This is a genomic window from Eisenbergiella sp. OF01-20, assembly GCF_003478085.1.
Classification (GTDB): Bacteria; Bacillota; Clostridia; order Lachnospirales; family Lachnospiraceae; genus Eisenbergiella.
Genome location: NZ_QUES01000005.1, coordinates 200,089 through 222,172 on the forward strand (window position 1 = coordinate 200,089; position 22,084 = coordinate 222,172).

At 47.8% G+C, this 22,084-nt stretch carries 20 protein-coding genes and 1 other annotated feature; of the genes, 10 read left to right on the forward strand and 10 right to left on the reverse strand.

The genetic code is table 11. From position 1 onward, the window contains the following. Positions 1 to 197: 197 nt before the first annotated feature. Positions 198 to 1,094 (reverse strand): AraC family transcriptional regulator, encoded by an 897-nt coding sequence (locus DXA36_RS09460; protein WP_182478991.1) that lies wholly within the window; start codon positions 1,092 to 1,094, stop codon positions 198 to 200. Between the two features lie 300 nt (positions 1,095 to 1,394). Between DXA36_RS09460 and DXA36_RS09465 the strand changes: the two genes are divergently transcribed. After that, entirely contained in the window at positions 1,395 to 2,663 is a 1,269-nt protein-coding gene (locus tag DXA36_RS09465; protein WP_118678463.1) for a hypothetical protein, read from the forward strand. Between the two features lie 54 nt (positions 2,664 to 2,717). On the opposite strand, the gene DXA36_RS09470 is transcribed toward DXA36_RS09465, so the two are convergent. After that, a complete protein-coding gene (locus tag DXA36_RS09470) occupies positions 2,718 to 4,910 on the reverse strand; it encodes an ASKHA domain-containing protein (protein WP_182478992.1) in 2,193 nt (730 codons plus the stop codon). A 157-nt stretch (positions 4,911 to 5,067) separates the two neighbouring features. Between DXA36_RS09470 and DXA36_RS09475 the strand changes: the two genes are divergently transcribed. Then, positions 5,068 to 6,315 (forward strand): PocR ligand-binding domain-containing protein, encoded by a 1,248-nt coding sequence (locus DXA36_RS09475; protein WP_118678467.1) that lies wholly within the window; start codon positions 5,068 to 5,070, stop codon positions 6,313 to 6,315. A 35-nt stretch (positions 6,316 to 6,350) separates the two neighbouring features. Here DXA36_RS09475 and DXA36_RS32885 read toward each other — a convergent pair whose 3' ends face one another. Genes DXA36_RS32885 through DXA36_RS09490 form a run of 3 tightly spaced genes read right to left on the reverse strand, consistent with a single transcriptional unit; the run spans position 6,351 to position 8,373 of the window. After that, a complete protein-coding gene (locus DXA36_RS32885) occupies positions 6,351 to 6,656 on the reverse strand; it encodes a GTP-binding protein (protein ID WP_118678469.1) in 306 nt (101 codons plus the stop codon). Beyond that, positions 6,653 to 7,711, reverse strand: a complete 1,059-nt coding sequence (locus tag DXA36_RS09485; protein ID WP_118678471.1) for a uroporphyrinogen decarboxylase family protein — start codon at positions 7,709 to 7,711, stop codon at positions 6,653 to 6,655. Before DXA36_RS09485 ends, DXA36_RS32885 begins: the two co-directional genes overlap by 4 nt. Before the next feature lie 26 nt (positions 7,712 to 7,737). After that, a complete protein-coding gene (locus tag DXA36_RS09490; protein ID WP_118678473.1) occupies positions 7,738 to 8,373 on the reverse strand; it encodes a corrinoid protein in 636 nt (211 codons plus the stop codon). A gap of 468 nt (positions 8,374 to 8,841) precedes the next feature. Here DXA36_RS09490 and pyrB point away from each other — a divergent pair, with 468 nt between their 5' ends. Together pyrB and DXA36_RS09500 are read left to right on the forward strand one after the other, a co-directional pair. Then, positions 8,842 to 9,762, forward strand: a complete 921-nt coding sequence (gene pyrB / locus DXA36_RS09495) for an aspartate carbamoyltransferase (protein ID WP_118678475.1) — start codon at positions 8,842 to 8,844, stop codon at positions 9,760 to 9,762. Between the two features lie 96 nt (positions 9,763 to 9,858). Next, positions 9,859 to 10,293, forward strand: a complete 435-nt coding sequence (locus DXA36_RS09500) for an aspartate carbamoyltransferase regulatory subunit (RefSeq protein ID WP_118678477.1) — start codon at positions 9,859 to 9,861, stop codon at positions 10,291 to 10,293. An 88-nt stretch (positions 10,294 to 10,381) separates the two neighbouring features. Here DXA36_RS09500 and DXA36_RS09505 read toward each other — a convergent pair whose 3' ends face one another. Beyond that, positions 10,382 to 10,990, reverse strand: coding sequence for a hypothetical protein (locus DXA36_RS09505; protein WP_118678479.1), 609 nt, complete (start codon positions 10,988 to 10,990; stop codon positions 10,382 to 10,384). An 86-nt stretch (positions 10,991 to 11,076) separates the two neighbouring features. Continuing rightward, on the reverse strand, positions 11,077 to 12,750 hold the full coding sequence (gene metG / locus DXA36_RS09510; RefSeq protein ID WP_118678481.1) for a methionine--tRNA ligase: 1,674 nt from the start codon (positions 12,748 to 12,750) through the stop codon (positions 11,077 to 11,079). A 96-nt stretch (positions 12,751 to 12,846) separates the two neighbouring features. Then, positions 12,847 to 13,104 (reverse strand) — a binding site (T-box leader). A gap of 303 nt (positions 13,105 to 13,407) precedes the next feature. Between metG and sepF the strand changes: the two genes are divergently transcribed. From sepF to DXA36_RS09525, 3 genes are read left to right on the forward strand one after another with little or no spacing between them, the layout of a single operon-like run. Further along, positions 13,408 to 13,749, forward strand: coding sequence for a cell division protein SepF (sepF, locus tag DXA36_RS09515; protein WP_182478993.1), 342 nt, complete (start codon positions 13,408 to 13,410; stop codon positions 13,747 to 13,749). 18 nt (positions 13,750 to 13,767) lie between these two features. Further along, positions 13,768 to 14,526 (forward strand): LytR/AlgR family response regulator transcription factor, encoded by a 759-nt coding sequence (locus tag DXA36_RS09520; protein WP_118678485.1) that lies wholly within the window; start codon positions 13,768 to 13,770, stop codon positions 14,524 to 14,526. Beyond that, complete coding sequence (locus tag DXA36_RS09525; protein ID WP_118678487.1) at positions 14,516 to 15,823, forward strand: GHKL domain-containing protein; 1,308 nt, start codon at positions 14,516 to 14,518, stop codon at positions 15,821 to 15,823. The genes DXA36_RS09520 and DXA36_RS09525 overlap by 11 nt, the downstream gene beginning before the upstream one ends. 136 nt (positions 15,824 to 15,959) lie before the next feature. Here DXA36_RS09525 and DXA36_RS09530 read toward each other — a convergent pair whose 3' ends face one another. Genes DXA36_RS09530 through DXA36_RS09540 form a run of 3 tightly spaced genes read right to left on the reverse strand, consistent with a single transcriptional unit; the run spans position 15,960 to position 19,056 of the window. After that, a complete protein-coding gene (locus DXA36_RS09530) occupies positions 15,960 to 17,135 on the reverse strand; it encodes a MalY/PatB family protein (RefSeq protein WP_118678489.1) in 1,176 nt (391 codons plus the stop codon). Between the two features lie 38 nt (positions 17,136 to 17,173). Then, a complete protein-coding gene (nhaC, locus tag DXA36_RS09535) occupies positions 17,174 to 18,655 on the reverse strand; it encodes a Na+/H+ antiporter NhaC (protein WP_118678491.1) in 1,482 nt (493 codons plus the stop codon). A 20-nt stretch (positions 18,656 to 18,675) separates the two neighbouring features. After that, entirely contained in the window at positions 18,676 to 19,056 is a 381-nt protein-coding gene (locus DXA36_RS09540; protein ID WP_118678493.1) for a RidA family protein, read from the reverse strand. Between the two features lie 336 nt (positions 19,057 to 19,392). Here DXA36_RS09540 and DXA36_RS09545 point away from each other — a divergent pair, with 336 nt between their 5' ends. The 3 genes from DXA36_RS09545 to DXA36_RS09555 all read left to right on the forward strand — a co-directional run bounded on the left by DXA36_RS09545 (position 19,393) and on the right by DXA36_RS09555 (position 22,031). Further along, a complete protein-coding gene (locus DXA36_RS09545; RefSeq protein WP_118678495.1) occupies positions 19,393 to 20,067 on the forward strand; it encodes a helix-turn-helix transcriptional regulator in 675 nt (224 codons plus the stop codon). A gap of 141 nt (positions 20,068 to 20,208) precedes the next feature. Then, positions 20,209 to 20,883 carry a response regulator transcription factor gene (locus DXA36_RS09550; RefSeq protein ID WP_118678497.1) on the forward strand — a complete coding sequence of 225 codons (675 nt, stop codon included), beginning with the start codon at positions 20,209 to 20,211 and terminating at the stop codon, positions 20,881 to 20,883. Further along, positions 20,871 to 22,031 (forward strand): HAMP domain-containing sensor histidine kinase, encoded by a 1,161-nt coding sequence (locus DXA36_RS09555; RefSeq protein ID WP_118678499.1) that lies wholly within the window; start codon positions 20,871 to 20,873, stop codon positions 22,029 to 22,031. The genes DXA36_RS09550 and DXA36_RS09555 overlap by 13 nt, the downstream gene beginning before the upstream one ends. The last annotated feature ends 53 nt before the right edge of the window (positions 22,032 to 22,084 follow it).

Here is a 22,084-nt window from a genome sequence, read left to right on the forward strand (position 1 = left end):
TGCGCCGAAAATTACGGAACCCATACGGCAAACATCCGGCCGTTTCGCACACACTGCGTATGAGTAAAAAATACAACTATTCTGTTACTTATAATAATGGATTCCCGGCTGATAAACAATTGGCAAAATGACGTTTTTTATTCGTTTATTTTTGAATAACAGGCTTCTAAACCGCATAAATACGACATTCCTACCTGTCAAAAAGATATTTTCCCTCCTATTCCCCGCCGGTAATTGGTGGGCGTAATTCCAGTCTGCTTTTTAAAAGCGACGCAAAAATTATTCTCACTCTGAAAGCCGCAGGAAAAGGCAATTTCTTTAACCGTTTTGTCCCCGGAGCGCAGATAAAATCTGGCACAGTCGAGACGCATTGCCAGAAGATACTGATGGGGTGTAATGCCGTACTGCTTTTTAAACAGACGGATAAAATGATAAGGGCTGACAGAAACGCAGCCCGCCAGTTCCTCTATGGTAATTTCCTGCATAAAATGCTGCCGCATATAGGAAACAGCCTTGCCAAGTTCCCGGGTGAACTGTTTTTCTTCCGCATCTATCGCGCCTGCGGATAACCGGAGTCCCGAAAGCCCTGCCGGAAAGGTCAGAAGATCCGTCAGGATAAACCCCAGAAGATTTTCAGCAATCCCCTGTTCCGAAGAAAACGCTTCCAGCAGCATCCTGAATTTATTCAGGAATCCATTGGTCTGGCTTTCCGTCAGTGAAAGGACCGTCCCATAGATTTCCGTAAGATACCGGAAGTAAGCTCTTGCATTGATGCCGTCGAAATGAATCCAGTAAAATTCCATTTCACTGTCCGCCCCGTACATATGGGGCGCGTAGCAATCCATCAGGACCAACTGCCTCTCACCAATTTTCCTGCGGAAAGAAGCCTCCCCCAGAGATTCCGCATATCCCTGTCCCTTAACCACAAGCATCATCAGAAAGCTGTCATAATTATTTCTCGCCACACAGTATTCCTCACCGCAGAAATAATGGCCGAGACAGACCGGATACAGAAACGTTCTTTTTGCCAGCGGACTGGGGGTATGGAAATATATTGTAGATGAAGGATAAGGTTCCTGCGTATTCGGATTCATAAAGGCACCTCCCAAAGCCGGCATCCCTGATTCACGGCTTCCGATCTGCCCGGCAAATGCAGCGGTAACACATCGGACAGGCCTGAACCGTTATTGCAGCGCAATTTTTATATATATCATAACAATTATTTAATATGTAAGTCAACGTCAGATATGATAGAATAATAGGCATATCGAATGTTACTGGTCACGGAGTGAACTGTAACTATCAAATAAATATTACGGTGCACAAGCAGCTGCACAGGGCGCTGTGAACCGTAATGAAAAAAATATCTTTTAATAATACCGGAGGGATAACACATGGAATATCTGATATCGGACAGCGATAAGCTGATTCTGAGAGAAATCGCAAAAAAGCAGCTGGAACTGGCAAACAGGGAATCCAACAGGCAAAGGATTCAGGAATGGTACAAGCATAATGCCCTGCAGGGAGAAAAGCCGATGATCCATCTGGAAATGGGCACCTTTGCCCAGGAAATCATCCCGCCGCTGCTAAAGTGCGGGGGTGCATTCGCAAGGCAGGTGGAAACCTCCCTTTACTGTAACTTCCTGAACCAGGAGTTATTTGACGACGACAGGGTGACGCCGGACTATTACCCGGTGGAATACGATACCTATTTTGAATTATTTGGTATCCAGATTCATGTGGATCATACCCAGGACGCCAGCGGCAAAGAAAGTCTGGGACACCATTTTGAATCCATCATTGAAGATTTGGAAGACGATTACGAAAAGCTGAAACCCAGCCGCTATGGAGTGGACCTGGGGACTACGGAACAAAAAAGAAAAGCGGTGGAAGAAGCGATCGGCGATATCCTGCCTGTTAAAATGCAGATGTCCTGCCTTTACAGCGTTCCTACCCAGATGATCGTACACTTTATGAGTATGGAAAACATGATGTTTGCCATGTATGATTATCCGGACTTATTTAAGGAAATGATGAACCGTATTGCAGACGATACGCTGGCCTATTACAAAATGCTGGAGGAAAAACGCCTGATCCTGCCCACCACTTCTTTTGAGGGGGTCGGACAGGGAACCTGGAGCTTTAACACAGAGCTGCCCGGCTGGGACGAATGGGAAAAACGCCCCTTTACGCCGAAAGATGTCTGGGGGTTTATGGATTCCCAGGAAACCGTGGGGATTTCACCGGATATGTATGAAGAATTCATATTCCCCTGTTATGAAAAAATCGCATCCTCTTACGGACTTCTCTCTTACGGCTGCTGCGAACCGGTGGATCCAATTTGGGATAAATGTATCAGCAGACTTCCCAATCTCAGGAAGGTATCCATCTCTCCCTGGTGCAATGAAGAGTTTATGGGGGAAAGGCTGCGCGGCACAAAGGTCATCTACCACAGGAAGCCCAGTCCGAATTTCCTCGGCGTGGATCCGGTCCTGGATGAAGACGCCTTCCGTGCGCACATTCGCAAAAGCCTTACGGCCGCCAGAGGCTGTAAAATGGAAATCACCCAGAGGGATGTGTATACCATCCATAACAGCATCCCCAAGGCCAAACGCTACATAGAGGTAATCCGGGAAGAAATTGAGAATAACTGGAAGGCGTGAACAAATCCCCCGTGGAAATTATTTCCCGGGGGATTTCTGCGTGGTGGCGGGAACTCAACTGCGCTCAAAATACATATGCTCCATATAAAGTTCATTAAAGTCCTTATCCGCCGATAGCCCAATCTCCGAGGATAGCTTTACGATTTCCCCGGCCCTTTCCGCGGCTCCCTCTTCCCTGCCATACCGGATGGCACCGTCCAGGGCCCCGTTTCCAATCACTTCTATTTTATCCGCAAAAGCCTCGGGTATCAGGCCGATTCCCACTGCTTTCGCCACATCCATACGGTAGCCGAAGCCGCCCGCCAGATAAACCTTATCCACCTCCTCCGGCCGGATGCCGAAACGCAGAAGCAGGGTTTCCAGCCCTGCCCGTACTGCGGATTTGGCCAGCTGAAGCTCACGGACATCCTTCTGATAAAAACAGATAGGCCCGCCTTCCCGGTTCCGGGCAAGTTCATATCCGCACTCCTGCCATTCGTCCTCCATCAGTCCCGTATCATCCACCAAATCCGCCTGCAGAAGCTCGTATAAGGCCTCTATTGCCCCGGTACCGCAAATACCGGCAGGCGGTTCATCCCGGATTGTCTGTACCCGCACCTGATCCCCCTCGATTTCCACATGGGAGATGGCTCCCGGTATGCTGCCGGATCCATGCACGATATTCCCTCCCTCAAAGGCCGGGCCTGCTGCCGTGGAGGTTACAAGGATCCGTTCCCGGTTTCCGATTCCCATTTCACCATTGGTTCCCAGGTCAATAAGCATGCTGACTTTTTCCGATTCCGCCAGACCGCAGGAAAGGATATCCGCCACAATATCCGCTCCTACAAAGGTGGAAATGCCGGGCAGTATTTTCACAGCCACCTGGCGAAGCCGTTCTGTCACGTTTTCTCCCAGAACCTCTCCCAGCGTACTTTCCACCTGTTGGATGTGATAGGGGGTAAACGGATATATTCCAAGTGTATTGCAGGGATATCCCATCAGGAGATGGATCATGGTGGTATTTCCTGCAATAACCACTTGTTCCGGTATCTGTCTGCCGGCCCCGGTAAGCTTTTCCAGGCCCAGGAGCAGATCCTCCCGGATGCTTTCCTGCAGTTCCTCCTTTTTACCGTCTACCGATGCCTGGATTCTGCTGATCACATCCGCCCCGTATCGTCTCTGTCTGTTTATACACAGATAACTGTCTGTTCCCGCTCCGGAATTCATGGTCACCAGCTCCATGGCAATCGTGGTAGTCCCTATATCGATTCCTACCATAACCGGCCCGTCCGCTTCCTTTTCCGGCCCGCCCGCATTCCTTTCAGACGGTATGCCGATTATGTCCATTTTTTCTTCCGTTTCCTCTCCCAGGGCCAGAACCATATCCCCCAAAGGATAGCAGGTACAGGCCAGCCGGTATCCCTCCACCAGCTGCTCCGGAGTGAAGGTTCTCTCATCCGCAGGCGTGACCGCCGCGTCTCCGCTCACCACCCTGATCCGGCATTTTCCGCAGGATCCTCTTCCGGAACAAACAGCGGGCACATAAATCCCCTGCTCCCTGAGTACCTCCAGCACTGTTTTTTCCTCCCTGCTCACAAGGATTTGGGACTCCCCCTTCCTTCTCACCTCCAGCGTGACCGGGGCCACATGCCTCATCTTACAGTCTTTGTTCGGGCACTCTCTGCAGTTGTGATCCATGTGGTATTGGGTGCTGTTTTCATCCAGAAGATATATCTGGCATGTGGATTTTACCGGATCGAACATATAGCTGCTTTTGATATCCATATCCAGGATCCTCCCGGCTTCTGTCACGTCAAACGCGGTTTTCTGCGCCTCCATGCCGATTCCTGTGGGAGCCTCCAGCCGTTTGGATATTCCCAGCTTTTTCTCCTCACATATGGTTCGGATCAGCGGCTGCAGGCTTTCCGAAGCCTGCATAAGATAATCATCGGCAAATGCATCCGCAAGCATCCCCTCCAGATATCTGCCCTCCCCAAAAAGAACCGTTGACCATTCGCTGATTTCCTTACCTATAGTGACAATAAGAAAGAGAGCCTGCGTGCCCGCCGGCGCGGCGGGACCTGCCGCCTCCTCCGGAATCCTCCCGAATTCCAGTGCCGCCGCCGGATGGATTTTGGCATACGCCTCTTGTTCCATATTTTCATATTCTTCCAGCACCTCTTCGTAGATGGGGGAATCCTCATAGCAATCAATCAGGTGCAGAATATTCGCCCGGTTGAACCGGATCTTAAAATCAGTCATTTTCATGTTTATACTCCCGGATTTTTCGTCCATTTGGAAAAACTAAAGAATGTAGGTATTTATTTTAGGTTTATGGAATTTTTTTGTATCTCATGGTATACTCAACTATAACCGATGGTACGAAAGAGATTCTATAGTAACCCTTTACAATGGAGAAAACATTATGTCTCAGTCGTTATATTCCGTAGTGGATAAAGATACACTTCATAATATCGTGGAAGCCTTTTACGGCTGCATCCAGCTTCCCATCCAGGTCATTGATGAGAATGGGAATTTTCTGGAATCCTTCGGGGATACCGGGAAATTCTGCAGCCTCTTCCAAAAGCACCTGCCTCCTGAGGATACCTGCCAGATAATGCATGTGGGTGCAAGCAAACGGGCCATTTCCCTGGGGGAGCCTTATATTTTTTCCTGCCATGCCCACTTAAACCACATCGTGTATCCTCTGATTTGTAAGGACAAATTCTTAGGTTCCATCCTGCTCGGCCCTTTCCTCATGGATGAACCGGACTCGCTCCTCATATCCGATCTGTCCAGGAAATATAACCTGAATATTGACGATACCCTGCGTCTTTTTGAGGAATCCGGCTCCATTCCGCTGGTTACTCCGGAAATGGTCAACCACATTAACAAGCTGCTGTATTACCTGTTCTGCAACCTCATCGATGAGAGCAAGGAACAGCTGAAGCTGAATAACCGCATCCTGTCCCAGCAGTCCAAAATCAGCGAAGCCATCCAGCGGTACAAAAATATGGATACCGCTGCCCTGGACTATCCGTATGAAAAGGAACGGGAACTGATCACCAAGGTAAAAACCGGCAACCAGACGCAGGCCAGAGCCATCCTGAATGATCTCCTCGGCTATGTATTGTTTTCCGAAGGCAACAGCCTGGATTTTATGAAAGCAAGGGCCATCGAACTGTGCTCCCTGCTTTCCCGTGTGGCGATAGAAGGCGGCGCGCCAACCGACAATATCCTGAAGCTGAATAATTCGTTTCTGAAAAGCCTGCAGCAAATCGACACGTTGGATCTACTGTGCGCCAAGCTTCAGGAAATCGTGGAGGCCTTCACGGACAGTCTGTTTGATTATTCCCTGAATAAAAACCGGGAAACCATTAAAAAAGCCATGAATTATATTTCCACCCATTTCAACCGTCCCATCACCCTGGAAGAGGTGGCGGATGCCGTCCACCTGCATCCGGCTTATTTTTCTTCCATTTTCAAGCAATGCAGCGGTTCTTCCTTTAAGGAATACCTGAACATGGTCCGGGTGGAGGAAAGCAAACGGCTGCTGAGCAATACGGAATACAGCGTTATCGATATCGCGGTCGCCTGTGGTTTTGACGACCAAAGCTATTTTTCAAAGGTATTCAAGAAATATACGGGGATGACCCCGAAACAATACCGCTAGCACCACTGGGAAAGAGGCATTCTGCCGCGGCTGCCTCAGCACGCAAAATGCCTCTTTATCTCCTGGCGCTTTAACCCCATTCCGATTATATTCACTTCCGATCTGCCGTCTCCGGCTTTTTCAATGGCAATTCTGCTCTGCGTACCATTGATCCGGTAAAGACATCCATCCTTTCCGGACGCACAGCCCTTCACCCGGAGTATCTTTCCGCAGCAGCCTGACATGATCTGCTCCAGACGCCGTCTTAAGTCTCCCCCGGCCTGCAGAAATCCGGCATAGCGCTTGATAAAAGTAGCTTTTCCGGCTCCCAGGAAACCGGTTATCAAATCCACGCTGGTCATAAAGCTCTCTCTTTGTTTCCGTATGTTCCATAAGTTTTTGCCAGGTCCACCATACGTTCCGCCCTGTCAAAGGAAGCATTTGCCGGATATTCGCAGCCGGTTGCCAGAATAAAGCCGCCGCCCTCCATCATGGCATCCATACAATTTCTGCACTCCTCATCCCACTCTTCATCGGTGCCGAGTACGGCGCCCGCCGGTGTCACACAGCCGATCAACGTGACCTGATCCCCGTATTTTTCCTTGCATTCCTTAAAATCCGCACAGTCATCCGGAGGATACAGGAAGGATATGGCATCCGGATTCATCATCTTGATTTGTGCGTCAAAATAAATCCTCTGGCCGCAGTTATGAATCATAACCAGGCCTCCGGCTTCTCTTGTCACTTCCGACAGTTCCCTCACATAAGGCCCTTCCATTTCCGTCCACATTTCTTTGGACATAATCGTCCCGGAAGAAAACAGGGTATCAAACATCAGCCCGTTAATGCCGGTTGCCATAAGCGCCCGGCAGTAATCCTTCAGCGTCTCGGTAATGGCTCCGGCCGCCTCTTTGACCGCGTCCGGATCATCATAGAGATCCATATACATATCCTGCTGGTTCCTGAGCATGGACAAAACGCCGAGCGGCCCGAATACAAAGGCGATTATGGGGAATTCTCCCTTTGCCTCCTGCACCAGCTTTTTACAGGTTTCAATATGCATCATCATGCGTTTGGAATCTCTGTAATCGACTTTTTTTATCTTGCAGTATTCCTCAATATCCTGTATGACGGACTTCTGATAATCGGGATGTGCCGCCTCATTTTCCGGGAAAATCAGCTCCTGTCCCCAGGCGTCACACTCCACCGACAGATCAATCAGAGTAACAATACAGTCCTGATCATACATTTCCCTGGCTTTTAGCAATGCCCGGCTGCAGACGTCCGCATCTGTTGACCAGGTCTTATAATCCGCTCCCACCAGTTTTCTGGACACACCGCTTAATATGGGATAGACCGGAACCCTGTCCGGCTCCTTATGCTGCAGGGCCGTTACCACTCTTTCCATTGCATTCATTGGACTTTACTCCTTTGCCCCGGCGGTTAATGCGTTACCGCATTTCTGGCAACCTCCGCTGCTGTGGCGGCATCCGGCGTATAATAATCCGCGCCGATCTGTTTTGCAAAGCTGTCATTAACCGGAGCGCCGCCGATCATGACAATGTATTTATCCCGAAGGCCTCTTTCCTTAAGCTTATCAATGCAATCCTGCATGTTGGGCATCGTGGTTGTCAGAAGGGCCGACATACATATAACATCCGCCTGGACCTCTTCCGCCTTGCTGATAAAGGTATCCGCATCCACATCAACACCCACATCGACCACATCAAAACCTGCACCCTTTAACATCATAGCTACCAGATTCTTTCCGATATCATGGAGATCACCCTTCACCGTGCCGATTACCGCTCTGCCCACCGGTTCATTTCCGACTTCCACAAGCTTAGGCTCCAGAATTCCCAGACCGGCATTCATCGCTCTTGCCGCCACCAGGACCTCCGGCACAAACACTTCATTATTTTTGAATTTAGTACCGATAATCATCATGCCGGAAAGAAGCCCGTCATTTAAAATCACTTTGGGATCCTGTCCCTCGTCCAGCGCCTGCTGTACCATTTCCTTAACGATTTTAGCCTTTCCTTTTTGCAGCATTGCCGAGATTTCTGTAATTTCCACCATTTTTTATCCTCCTCCAAAACAGTTTCTTCCGCTTCCTTTGGTTTTTACGGTTATCCCCATACTATACTCTTTTGCTTCTCCTAAATTGGAAAAATTATGGATAGTATGTATTTTTTTAAGGTAACTTTCAAAAAAAAATTGAAACCCTATTTTCGATGTGCTATAATGTCACAAACAATGACTGCTGTAAAAATGGGAATGGTTCCGATCCGTCTGAACCGCTACTAAAAAATGGAGAATTATATGGGCTTGTTTGGCAGATACTGCAGCAACGGAATATTCTTAAGTTCATATGGTACATAGAATATAAATCGAAGGGAATTTTATTTTCTCTTCGATTTTCTAAAGTCAGATACCCCGCAGTCCGCTGCGGGGTATCTGACCGTGACGACTGCTGCCGGTCCTTCGGCCGCTTGCCCAAAAACATCCTGAACTTCCATGTTTTCACAGAAAGGAGACCGTACTAACATGAGACATTTAATGAATCCCCTGGACTTTTCCGCTGAGGAACTGGACAGGCTCTTTGAGACTGCCAGGGATATCGAAGTCAACATGCCTAAATATGCCCACGCCTGTGAAGGGAAAAAACTGGCCACCTGCTTTTATGAGCCGAGCACCCGGACCAGGCTCAGCTTTGAAGCCGCCATGCTGAATCTGGGGGGCAATGTCCTGGGCTTTTCCGATGCCGCCAGTTCTTCCGCTACCAAGGGAGAAAGCGTGGCCGATACCATCCGGATTATTTCCTGTTATGCAGACATCTGCGCCATGCGTCATCCCAAAGAGGGTGCCCCCATGGTTGCCGCTTCCGTTTCCGGGATTCCGGTTATCAACGCCGGCGACGGCGGCCACCAGCATCCCACCCAGACGCTGACGGATTTGATGACCATCCGCACACTGAAGGGGCGTCTGAACCAGCTCACCATAGGTCTCTGCGGCGACCTGAAATTCGGCCGCACCGTACATTCCCTGATCAATGCCCTCGTCCGTTATGATGATGTGCGTTTCATCTTTATATCCCCGGAAGAGCTTCGCGTGCCGGATTATATCACGGAAATGCTGAAGGATAAAAACATTCCTTATGAAGAGGTCATGCAGCTGGAAGAAATTATGCCCCGGCTGGACATCCTCTATATGACCAGGGTGCAGAAGGAACGTTTCTTCAATGAAGAGGATTATGTCCGCCTGAAGGATTTCTATATACTGGATAAGGCCAAGATGAACCTGGCCCCGAAGGATATGCTGGTGCTCCATCCTCTTCCCAGGGTAAACGAAATATCCGTGGATGTGGACGACGATCCGAGAGCCGTATACTTTAAGCAGGCCCAATACGGTGTTTACGTGCGTATGGCCCTGATTCTCACACTGCTGGGGATCACAGTTGATTCCTGACACAATGCCGCAGCCAGACAGCGGATGCCGCTTTTTACAGGCCATCCTTGCGCTCACTACACGAACAGCCCGCTTACCGGGCGGAAAGGTAATCTTATGTTAAATGTTGGAAAAATAGAAGAAGGTTTTGTTCTGGATCATATAAAAGCCGGAACCAGTCTGTCCATATACCGTCATTTACAGCTGGACAAGCTGGATTGTACGGTGGCTATCATCAAAAACGCCAGAAGCAATAAAATGGGAAAAAAAGATATTTTGAAGGTGGAATGTGATGTGGACAGGATGGATCTGGATGTCCTGGCATTCATCGACCACAATATCACCGTAAATATTATTAAGAACGGGGAAATTGTTGAAAAGAAAGAACTAATACTTCCTAAAGAAATTAAAAATGTCATCCATTGTAAAAATCCCAGATGCATAACATCTATTGAACAGGGTCTGCCTCATATCTTTGTACTCTCTGATGAAAAGAAAGAGATTTACCGGTGTAAATACTGTGAAGAGAAATTCGACAGGCGTTCCCTGTAAGGGCGGGGGAAGCTGACGGGGATGGAACGAAAAAAGCTATTGCAAAGAGCTGAGCCGCCAGATCTGCAATAGCTTTTTCTTTATCTTTCTAATTGAACGAATCAATATAACGGTAAATTGCAGCTTCTTCACAAAGGAGCATTAATTCCGTATGGTTTCCCTTCACCTGATTTAGCTGTAAAATCCATATTGGTGCCAGAGGCTTAAAATCAAATAATTCCGTATAAACTTTTACAAATTTATCGGATTTATTCAGATCAAAATAATATTCCCCCTGCCATCCTATTTCTGATTTTCCACCGTATTTATTTTGTAGTGTATAGTGTTCCTCAAGGTAGTCCGCGAACTCATCCAAGCTAATTAAATCTTCAAATGAAAAACGTATTATCGCTAAACCCATTTCCTGTCCATCCGGGGCTTGCAGTTGGAGAAAATATAGATCTACCGAAGTTTTATAACCATTAATTGTATATAACTCCTCAGGCGTATATATTTTAAAGTTACGTCCTCCCATCATCTTTTCTGAGTAATTCTCAGAATCAACGTCTATCCCCAACAGTTCACAAGCTTCCGGCAATGAAGCCCCAAACAGACTCGTACTCTCACAATATTTTATTTCTTTTGATTTTCCACATGCAGTAATTATCATGCCGGAAAAAAGGCATATAATAAAAGCATGTACTATTTTTTTCATCATATAATTAATTTGCCTTTTCTGTTCAATATAGCCCTGTTTCTGACCGGCTTGGGGTTATCCCCTCTTCCAAAATTCATGCCGCGCAATCATAAATACGTACAGGCTTTATCCAGCCTGGCACTTTCTTCTTCCGCAAGCTTTTTATCCAGACGCTGAAATAAAATTCCGATTTCGGGAAGCCGGTACCCCGGCTCCACCTGCTGTTTTTTCCAGTCCGGTGACAGCTGCAGCCAGCCGCAGATTTTCGCGGAAGAAAAGGGGAGGAAGGGGTATAACAGCACCGCCAGATCGGCAATGACCTGGACACAGGTAAACAGCGTATTGCAACAGTCCCCGGTATCGGTGTCACGGGTAATCCAGGGCTGCCGGGAATCAAAATATTTATTTGCCTTCCTCACCAGGCCGAATATTTCATCCACAGCCTCCTTAAGCAGCCCTTTTTCAATCAACTCCGCCGTCCTGCCATACAGTTTTGTTGTCTCTGTCTCCAGTTCCCCGTCCGCTATTCCCCGCGGTACACAACCTCCCAGGTACTTTTGTATAAATACCAGCGTACGGTTCACAAAATTCCCGTATGCGCCAAGCAGTTCCCCGTTATGGCTGTTGATGAATTCCCGCCATGAAAAATCAGCGTCCTTCTTTTCCGGTCCGTTGGCAAGCAGATAATACCGCAGGGAATCACTGTCATATCGGTCTGTGATATCCTTAACCCATACGGCATAGTTATGGCTTGTGGAAATCTTTTTCCCTTCCAGCGTCAGATATTCACTTGACAGGATTTCATCCGGCAGATGCCAGCCCTCTCCGTTAGCCAGCAAAAGGGAAGGGAGAATGATGGTGTGAAAAGGAATGTTATCCTTCCCATGCACATAATAGTGCCTTACCGGACAATCGGGAGATTCCTGCTGCCCGCTCTTCTTATCCGTCTTCCAAAGCTTCCTGAACTCCTCCGGCCTGTCTCTCAGTGCTTCCTTGCCGGAGGATAAATAGCCCAGCACATTTTCTGCCCAAATATAAATTTTCTTGGTTTCATAGCCTTCACGGGGAACCTCAATTCCCCAGTCCAGATCCCGGGTAAGTGCCCTGTCCCGCAAGCCCTCGCTGAGATACTTCCCTGAAAAAGCCAGTGCATTCTTCCTCCAGTTTCCATGGCTTTCCACGTAATCTCTCAGTTCCTGCTCCAGACGGCTTAACGCGATGAACAGATGCCTGCTGCTCCGGAAGGAAATTGCGGAACCGCAGATCGCACAGACCGGGTTTATCAGAGTTTCCGCCTCCAGCACCGCGCCGCACGAGTCACATTGATCCCCTCTCGCTTCCCCTCCGCATTCCGGGCAGCTCCCGGTCACGAACCGGTCCGCCAGAAAAGAACCACAGCTTACGCAAAAGGCCTGGGGCACTTCCTTCTCGTAGACATAGGGACTATCATACAGCTTCCTGTGAAATTCCTTAACAAATTCCTTATGGACGTCGGAGGAGGTTCTGCCGTAATAATCATAGCTGAATCCCAGCTTACGGAAGCATTCTTCAAATTCCCGGTGATAAAACCCGCTGATTTCTTCCGGCGTTTTGCCTTCCTGTCTGGCCCGGATCGCCACCGGTGTCCCATGACAGTCACTTCCCGAAACAAAGCAGACCTTATCTCCTGCCGCCCTGTGGTAACGGGCCAGGACATCCCCCGGAAGCAGGGCTGCAATATGGCCGATATGCAGAGAGCCGTTGGCATATGGCCAGGCTCCTCCAATTACTATATTTCTCATCTTACATTCCTCATTTCTTATTTGTTGTGATAACGCAGATCGCAAAATCCGCTGTTTACAGGCAAAAAAAATCCCTCCTCTCCGAAAAAATAATTTTTCGGGGACGAGAGCATCGCTTCGTGTTACCACCCCAATTCACCTGTCCCTCACGGCACAGGCCTTATCAACTACGGACGAGAAATGATTCATCGATAGTCTATCACGGTAACGGGTGAATCCGTCGCAGCCTGAACCAGCCGGTTTTCGGTGCGCAGCTCCGGGACCATGTTCAATTGCCCTCACTCCCTCCGCTCTCACCAACGCGGATTCTCTGTAAAAGCTCCGGTAACCTACTCTTCCCTTCCATGCATTTTAGGCTATGAAATTATGATTCATTATATGGGGCCTTTTCTTATTTGTCAACCATTTTCAGACCCGTATGAACTGTTACTCATTATACATTTTCACGTCAATTAAAGTGTAAAAGCTGTCCGGTTAAGTGAAATTATTGCTTTTTTATCAGTAACTTTCTATAATAAAAAACAAACATTACAATCAATATATTCTAATCAAGGCCAATTTATACTTTGTATACAACATGATGTATTTTTGACATATCATGTTTTTTATTCCGTTCCATTTACGACAGGACAGGAAAGCAGGAAGGATGAAATGGTTATGGCTGTACAGGAAAATCATTGTAAAATTGTGGACTTCCAGGAATATCTTTCTAAAAAGGAATTGGAACTTCATATGAAAAAAATGGCGAACCGGGAAATTATGGTTATCATCCCCACCCGGCATTCACAAATTGTATCTGTAGGGGAAAAGCTGCTGCTGGGTGAAACGGTAATCCTGAACTTAAACTATCTTGACACAGATACAAGGCAGCGATTCATGGATTTCGTATGCGGTATCTGTTATACCGTGGAAGGAAGGCTAACCTGTATCTCTGCAGGTATATACATTGTCAGTGTGGACGATTACATTGACACTGCCATGGCAGAATCAAAAAACTAGAGGAGATATACGGAAACTATGATTCGGATTGCAATATGTGACGATAACAGAAAGGACGCACGGACCACCAAAGCTTTTCTCCTGTCTTTCATGGAAAGAAAGACCAATGCAGCCTTTCAGGTAAGGGAATTTTCTTCTTCTGCCCAGCTGTTGGCTTCCCTGTCCACGGAAGCCGCTTACCATATCTATCTGCTGGATATCCTGATGCCGGGATATAACGGTATCGATCTTGGACGGGAAATCCATAAATCCAGTCCTTCCGCCCTGGTAATCTATCTTTCCACTTCCCCGGATTATGCCTTGGATGCTTTTCATGTCTTTGCTTTTCAATATCTGGTAAAGCCGGTGACAAGGGAAACGCTCTTCCCTGTCCTGTCGGACGCTCTTTCCCATCTGAAAGAAAACGATACCGGATATTTCCTTCTAAAAACCAAAACAGGAATCGTGAGACTGGAATGCGAACGGATTATGTACATCGAATATCTGAACCATATGATTGAGGTGAATATGGAGGATAACAGCATTTATACCAGTATTACTATGAGAAGTAATTTTGATGAGATCGTAAAACCTCTCACGGAGTTTACTTTCTTCATTAAACCCCACAAGGCTTTTCTGCTTAACATGAATTATGTTATCAGCCTGCAGGATAAGGATTTTACCATGAAAAATTCCGTTTTAATCCCTATCTCAAGGAAAAACTACACGGCAATAAAAAAGCTTTACATTGATTTTATTCTCAGCAAAGGATACGGCGGTAACCGACATGAATTATAGAGATCTTTCCATACTATGGAGTTTAATAAATATTCTGTTTATATTCAGCCAGCTATATGAATCCCGATTTCCCGGGAAGAAATCTTTCCGTCTGAATCTGATCTGTATGGGCGGGCTAATTGTATTCAATATGCTTCTTGTACTGAAAATGGGAGTTATATGGATGGGAAAATATTTTATCCTCACCTGCACCCTTCCCAGCTTCTTCTATTTCTTTTATATGGCTAAGGACAGGAACGGCCGGTTCTTTTTTACTTTTTGCATTGCCGATATTATGGGGTTCTGGATCATGGCCGTTACCAACCTGATATCATATGCTCTTGGAGAAAATTTTCTGCTGCTGCTTCTTCTTCGCATTTTTCTGTTTCTCCTGCTTGAATTTTTTGTCGTATATTATTTAAAAAAACCTTACCATCTCATTCTTCAGTTTGTGAAAAGGGGCTGGGGAGGTTTTGCCTTTGCGTCCGGTCTGTTTTATCTGTTTTTTTCCCTTATGTCAGGATGGCCGACAAGAATTACGGAACGCCCCCTGGAGCTTCCTTCTTTTCTTTTGCTGCTGCTTATCATTCCCGTAGTATACATTACGATCTTTCTCCTGCTCTATCACCAATGCAGGCTGGATACCAGGCTGCAGAATGAAGCTATTCTGCAATCCCAGCTCACCGGCTTTTGCAACCAGCTTCGGCTGCTTCAGGAATCGGACGAAAAGAACAAGATTCTCCGCCATGATCTGCGTCATTATATGAACCAGCTTTCGGTTTGTCTCCAGAGCGGAAATATTTCCGCAGCACGGCAGTATCTGCATCATTTTGAAGATTTGTGTAATGATTCCGTTGTAACCAGCTTTTGCAAAAATCCAACCATTAATGCCACTCTGTCTTATTATGCTTCTAAAGCAGACGATTTGGGAATACAGGTAAGCATCCATTTTACAGCCGCATGTGATAAACTGGACAGCGATACCGAATTTTCCATCATGATGGCAAATGCCTTTGAAAATGCCATAAACGGATGTTTGAAAGTTCCGGAGGAAACGGGGAGGGAAATTAAGGTTGCCTGTGTGGAAGAGTACCAGCTGCTGTTCGCTATTACTAATACCTGTCAGGAAGCCGCCGTTGTATTTGACGAAAATCATATCCCCATGTCCGGCAAACCGGGGCATGGCATCGGTACCCGAAGCATCCTGGCATATGTACACAAAAATAACGCAGTCATTGATTATCAGATGGAAAACGGCCTTTTTAAGCTGCGCATACTCTTTCCCGCCTCCTCCGGTACGGCGGTTCCTTCTTCATAACCGATGGCCGCCGGATAAAGAGAGGCTGTACATGGCAGATGACATAAAAAGCTCCTGCAGGAATGGTTTTCCCATAACCAGCAGGAGCTTCCGTATAGCAGTTCAGGCGGATCTGTGTATCGTTTCCGTCATGTTTTCAGAACTTCCAGGCCTTTCTCATTCTCTCATACGCTTCTTCCAGAAGGCTCTTGGGAGATGCCAGATTCAGACGGATAAATCCACGTCCGGCTTCCCCGAATATGCTTCCCATATATACGGATACGTCCGCCTCCTGAAGAAACCACTGTTCCAGTTCTTCTTCGCTCATGCCGGTCTTGCTGTAATCAATCCACAGCAGATAGGTCCCTTCTCTGGGCATGATATGAAAAGCCGGAAAATACTGCGCAAAATAGGCCCGGGTATATTTTTCATTTTCATCAATATACCGTTTTACCGCCTCATACCATTCATCACATTCCGTATAGGCCTTCTCCACTGCGGTAACCGCAAAAATGGTAGGGTTATGCATACCGATACGATCAATGGTGGCTGCTATCTGTTCCCGCAATTCCTTGTTGGGAATAATCATATAGGAGACGATAACCCCGGGGATATTGAAGGTTTTGGCCGGCGAAGTCGCCAGAATCAGCCTGTCATTTACATCCGCCGTCACGGAAAGAGTGGAATTGTGTTTTACGCCCTCCGCAACCAGATCACCATGGATTTCATCGGAGAACAGGATCAGGTTATGCTTCTTACAGAATTCCGCTGTCCGGATCAGTTCTTCCTTTGTCCAGGAACGCCCGGTGGGGTTATGGGGATTGCACATGATCAGCATTTTGGTCCGCTCATCCACCAGGCTTTCCATATGGGCAAAATCCAGTTCATACCGGTCTTCATTCCTTTTCAGCGGGCTGGAGAGCATCCTTCTGTCATTTTTGAGAATAGCGCTCTGCAGCGGTCCATAGGCAGGGGTATTCATAATCACGCCGTCCCCTTTTTCCGTAAAGGTATCCACACAGATACTGGAGGCAATATTGATTCTCGGGCAGAATACGATCCATTCCCTGGGAATCTCAAGCCCGTACTGCTTCCGGTACCAGCGCTGAATGCTTTCATAAAATTTATCACTTATATCGGTATAGCCCAAAACACCCATGTCAAGGATTCCGCGCAGCCCGTCCAATATGGGATCCGGCGCTTTGAAATCCATGTCCGCCACACCGAGGTGGATCATGCTTTTTTGTCCATATTTCTGGTCCATCGTATCCCATTTTCCGCAGTTTGTATTTCTGCGGTCCGTTATGGAATCAAAATCATATTGCATTCCCATAGGAAAACCTCCTCCTGAATGGTTCTTAAGCCGCCTCGTTATGCCTCTTCTTCCTTCTGAAGGGCGAGGTATTCGTCGTAATATTCATCGCCGGGTTTAATTTTGGCTATACCGAATCCGGTGAAGCCCCATATGACGGCGAAGATGACACCTGTGTAGCAGAGGATAGCCCAGGGCAGATAAGACAGGGTAGGAACGCCCAGGGTTGTCGCCATGTAAACACCTGCTGCGGTCCAGGGTACGATGGGTTCCACTACGGTAGCGGAATCTTCCAGCGTTCTGGAAAGGTTTTTAGGCTGCAGGCCCTTCTTGATATAAGTCTTTGCAAACATTTCGCCGGGAACCAGAATGGAAAGCTGCCCGTTGCTGGTTACAAAAACAGCGGTGATACAGGATACGATTGTGGAAACAATCAGGCCGCCCGTGCTCTTTACGGACTTCATCAGTTTATCCAGTACGATATCCAGGGAACCGGTAACCGCCAGGGTTCCCGCAAAACCATAGGCACAGAAAGCGATAAGTACGGTGTTCAGCATGGAAAGCATGCCGCCTCTTTCCAGAAGTCTGGGGATATCCGGAATCAGCGCCGCCGCATCAAAGCCCGCTTTGGTTACCATATCCAGGCTGAAACCGCTGATAGCTGCGGTAAAGCACTGCTGAAGGGAAAAGCCCTGGAACACGGTGGCATTAAAGAAAGCAACCACGCTGGAAATCAGCATAACCGGGATAGTGGGTTTCTTGCGGATAGATCCATACAGCACGATAAGAGGAGGCAGAATGACCAGCGGATTGAACCGGAACATGCCATCCAGGGTGCTCAGGATTGTTTCCACCTTTTCAGGGGTAGCCACTGTGCTGCCGCCTGCCAGGGAGAACCCTGCCACTGTATAGACAATAAGGCAGATAATACAGCCGGGAATTGTGGTATAAAACATATGGCCGATGTGATCATACAGCTTGGCTCCTGCCGCAATAGGTGCAAGATTGGTGGTATCGGACAACGGGGACATCTTGTCGCCGAAGTATGCGCCGGATACCACAGCGCCCGCCACCAGGGGAAGCGGAGCACCCATACCCGCAGCAACACCCATCAGGGCCACGCCGATGGTTCCCGCCGATCCCCAGGAGGTACCGGTGCACAGGGATACCACTGCCGTTACCAGGAAGGAAGTCACCGCAATGTAGCGGGGGCTTATGATTTTCAGTCCGTAATATACCATCATGGGAATGGTACCGCCGATCATCCAGGAACCAATCAGGAACCCTACGATAATCAGAATAAAAATAGCGGGCATTGTCTTGGAAAGCTTACCCACGATGGAATTCATGATATCATCCCAGGTATATCCCAGGGCTACGGCGATCACAGCCGCCACAGCTGCAGAAACAAGCATCAGCACCTCCGGGCTGAGGCCCATAACCGCATAACCTACTCCCAGCAGAAGTATCATGGCCAGAATCGGAAGCACGGCCAGGAAAAAGGTTGGTTTCTTCTTTTCTCTTACTTTTTTTTCACCCATTTCAAACCCTCTCATCTACATTACTTTTCAACAGCTGCGATAACTTCCACTTCACATAATACATTTTTAGGAAGTGTTTTAACTGCAACACAGGAACGTGCCGGCTTTTCCGTAAAGTATTTTCCATATACTTCATTAAACGCGGCAAAGTCTCCCATATCACTCAGGAAGCAGGTCGTCTTGATCACGGATGCGAAACCGGTTCCCGCTTCCTTAAGTACGGCGCCCACGTTTTTCATTACCTGTTCCGCCTGAATGGTAATGTCTCCCTGTACTACCTCTCCGTTGGCCGGATTCACCGGGATTTGTCCTGAACTGAACAAAAGTTCATTGAACAGGATAGCCTGGGAATAAGGGCCGATTGCTTCCGGAGCATTGGATGTGTAAATTTTTTTCAGCATTTCTTCCACCTCTTTCTTTGTTTTTTCTTGATAACTGCATTATATCAATAAAATATATTTTAGTCAATAGACTTTTGTTTATTTATTCTGTATATTCAATAAAATTTTTTTCACTATTTTATTGCACATTTACCTGCCGTACTTTATAATGATAGAAAAGCGATACTGAAATTTATTTCATAACTGTTCAGCAGGCCGGCACATTCACCGCGTTGATTGTACAGAACTGTGAAGATACGGAACAGTTACTTTATATTATCGATTTACTCAAACTTGCAGGTGCCAAATGGCCCTCTGCGAAGTTTGAGTGATATACAGAAAGGTACAGGTGATTCTATGGATACTCCTTTTATCGAGCTGACTGCAGCAGACAGACAAATACTCACTTCCTATTCCCATATGCTGGATGGCCTCGGCGCTTATCTGGGCGAAGGCTACGAGCTTGTGCTCCACAGCCTGGAAAGCCTGGATCATTCTGTTATTAAGATTATCAACGGCCACTATACCGGAAGGAAGGAAGGCTCTCCCATTACCGATCTGGCTCTTAAAATGCTGGGGGAACTGGAGAAGGATCCGGCCCGGACTGTTTCTCCTTATTTTAATAAGAACAAATCCGGCGCACTCCTGCGTTCCTGCACTATCCCCATAACCGGGGAACATGGCAGGATTATCGGCCTTCTCTGCATGAACTTCCACATGGAAAGCCCCCTTTCCACCATTCTGCAGAGCCTGCTCCCTCCCCAGGAGACAACCGCCGTATCAGCGCCCCCTGCAGAAACCTTCTCGGATAATATCGATGACTTAATCTTGTCCGCACTTTCCGAAACCCGTGAGGCCGTCTATAACGATGCCTCCATTTCCTCAGCCAATAAAAATAAGGAAATTGTCCTTTTGCTTTACCAAAAGGGGATTTTCAATCTGAAGGATGCGGTTATCAAGGTTGCGGATCAATTGAATATTTCCAAAAATACGGTTTATATGCATATCCGGAATTTCAAAAACCAGGCATAAAGCAGAATACCCGTGGTAACCGTTCGGACTTGTCTGAACGGTTATCCCCGGAGAACGTTTGAGATAACAAGGAAAGGCTTGAGAAAATCTTGAGAATTTTATGGCAGAATAGAAACCGTACAGGAAAGGAGGAACATGGTTATGAGCGGCAGAATCCTGCTTGCGGATGATGAACAAGGACTTGTTTCAATGACGGCAGCTTATTTTGAACTGTGCGGATATCAGGTGCTGACAGCCTGCAGCGGGGCGGAAGCGCTGGAAAAGGCCACCCGCCTCCCGGATCTTATCCTGCTTGACATCAACATGCCGGATGTGGACGGTTTTACAGTCTGCCGGCGTATCCGGGAGCATGTTTCCTGCCCTATCCTTTTTCTCACCGCCCGTATAGAAACCGGGGATAAAATCGAAGGCTTCCGCGCAGGCGCGGACGATTATATTGTAAAACCTTTTGATCTGGAGGAACTGGGTGCAAGGGTGGCGGCCCACCTGCGCAGGGAACACCGGACGAAAAAGCAGAATGTCCTGCGCTTTTTTGGGGAATTATCCATCGATTATTCCGGGCACCTGCTCCAAATCGGGGAAACGCCGATCCCTTTATCCAGAACAGAATTTGCAATCGTCGAGCTTCTCTCCGTAAATGCGGGACAGATCTTTGATCGGGAACGGATATATGAAACCGTCTGGGGGCTGGAAGGCGACGGCAGCAGTGATACGGTTATGGAACATGTCCGTAAAATCCGCTCAAAGCTCTCCGTCCATACAGACCATGCTTACATTGAAACCGTTTGGGGGATAGGCTATAAATGGAATGGATAAAAAATAAGAACCTGAAACAGTCATTTTTCATCATAACTGCGCTCTTTCTCAGCGCCGGCCTTCTGTTAGCCGCACTTTCCTTCTATCTGTGCCTGGAACAGGGGAGCCGTTTTTCCGACGCTCCGGGAGTTACGATTTCTCTCCAGGATGACAGCCGTTTTGTCACCTCCCCTTCCCCGAAGGAAACCAATGGCACCTTAGAACAAAACGCCGCACGTATCCTCGCCTTTCTGCAATTCGGACTGCCTGTATTCTGGGTTATACTCTCTCTGATCCTTGCCGATGTCCTGTTTTACAACCTGAAAATCAGACGTCCTCTCGCGCTTCTGCGGGAGGGAGCGGCACGCATTTCCCGGCAGGATCTGGATTTCGCTCTGGAACCGCTCTCCCGGGATGAACTGGGGCAGCTCTGCGCGTCCTTCGAAACTATGCGCAGCGAACTGAAAAGCAGCCATCTAAAGCTGTGGAGGCAGATGGAGGAACGCAAAAGACTGAATGCCGCCTTTGCCCATGACCTGAAAAATCCGGTCACCGTCCTGAAAGGTTCCGCCATGCTTCTTCAAAAGGGAATGGAACAATCGCCCCCAAATCCGGTCCTTCAAAAGGATTCCCTCGCCCTGATCCTGCAATATACCGGACGGCTGGAAGCCTATATAGAGGCCATGAGCCATGCCGGCAAAATGGAAGCTCTGGAATGTCATCCGGTCGCCTGCAGCAGCCTTGCCCTGTATTACGGGCTTAAAAAAAGCCTCCCCCTGCTGGCGGCGGATTCCGGCAGGAAGCTGGAAATTACCTTCCCCGGTACCGATCAGGAAATAAGCATCGACAGGCAGTTTTTTCTGAATACCGCTGAAAATCTTGTCTGCAATGCTCTCCGCTATGCAAAATCACAGGTTTCTGCAGAAATATCCTGCACAGAAGAAGCTCTGCTTCTCACCGTAACGGACGATGGTCCCGGCTATCCAGCTCTTCTTCTGCAAAAAGGGCCTGCTTTCTTTCGCCGGGAGGATACGTCCGGCGGCGATCATCTGGGGATGGGACTTGCCACCTGCAGGCTTTTGTGCGAAAAACACGGAGGCAGCTTAACGCTGGAAAACCGGGAAACGGGGGCGCAGGTGAAAGCGGTTTTTAAAAACCGGAAAAGTTGAGTGTTTCTTGAGAATTGTTTTATATACTCTCTTTATCATAGGATAAGGAGAGT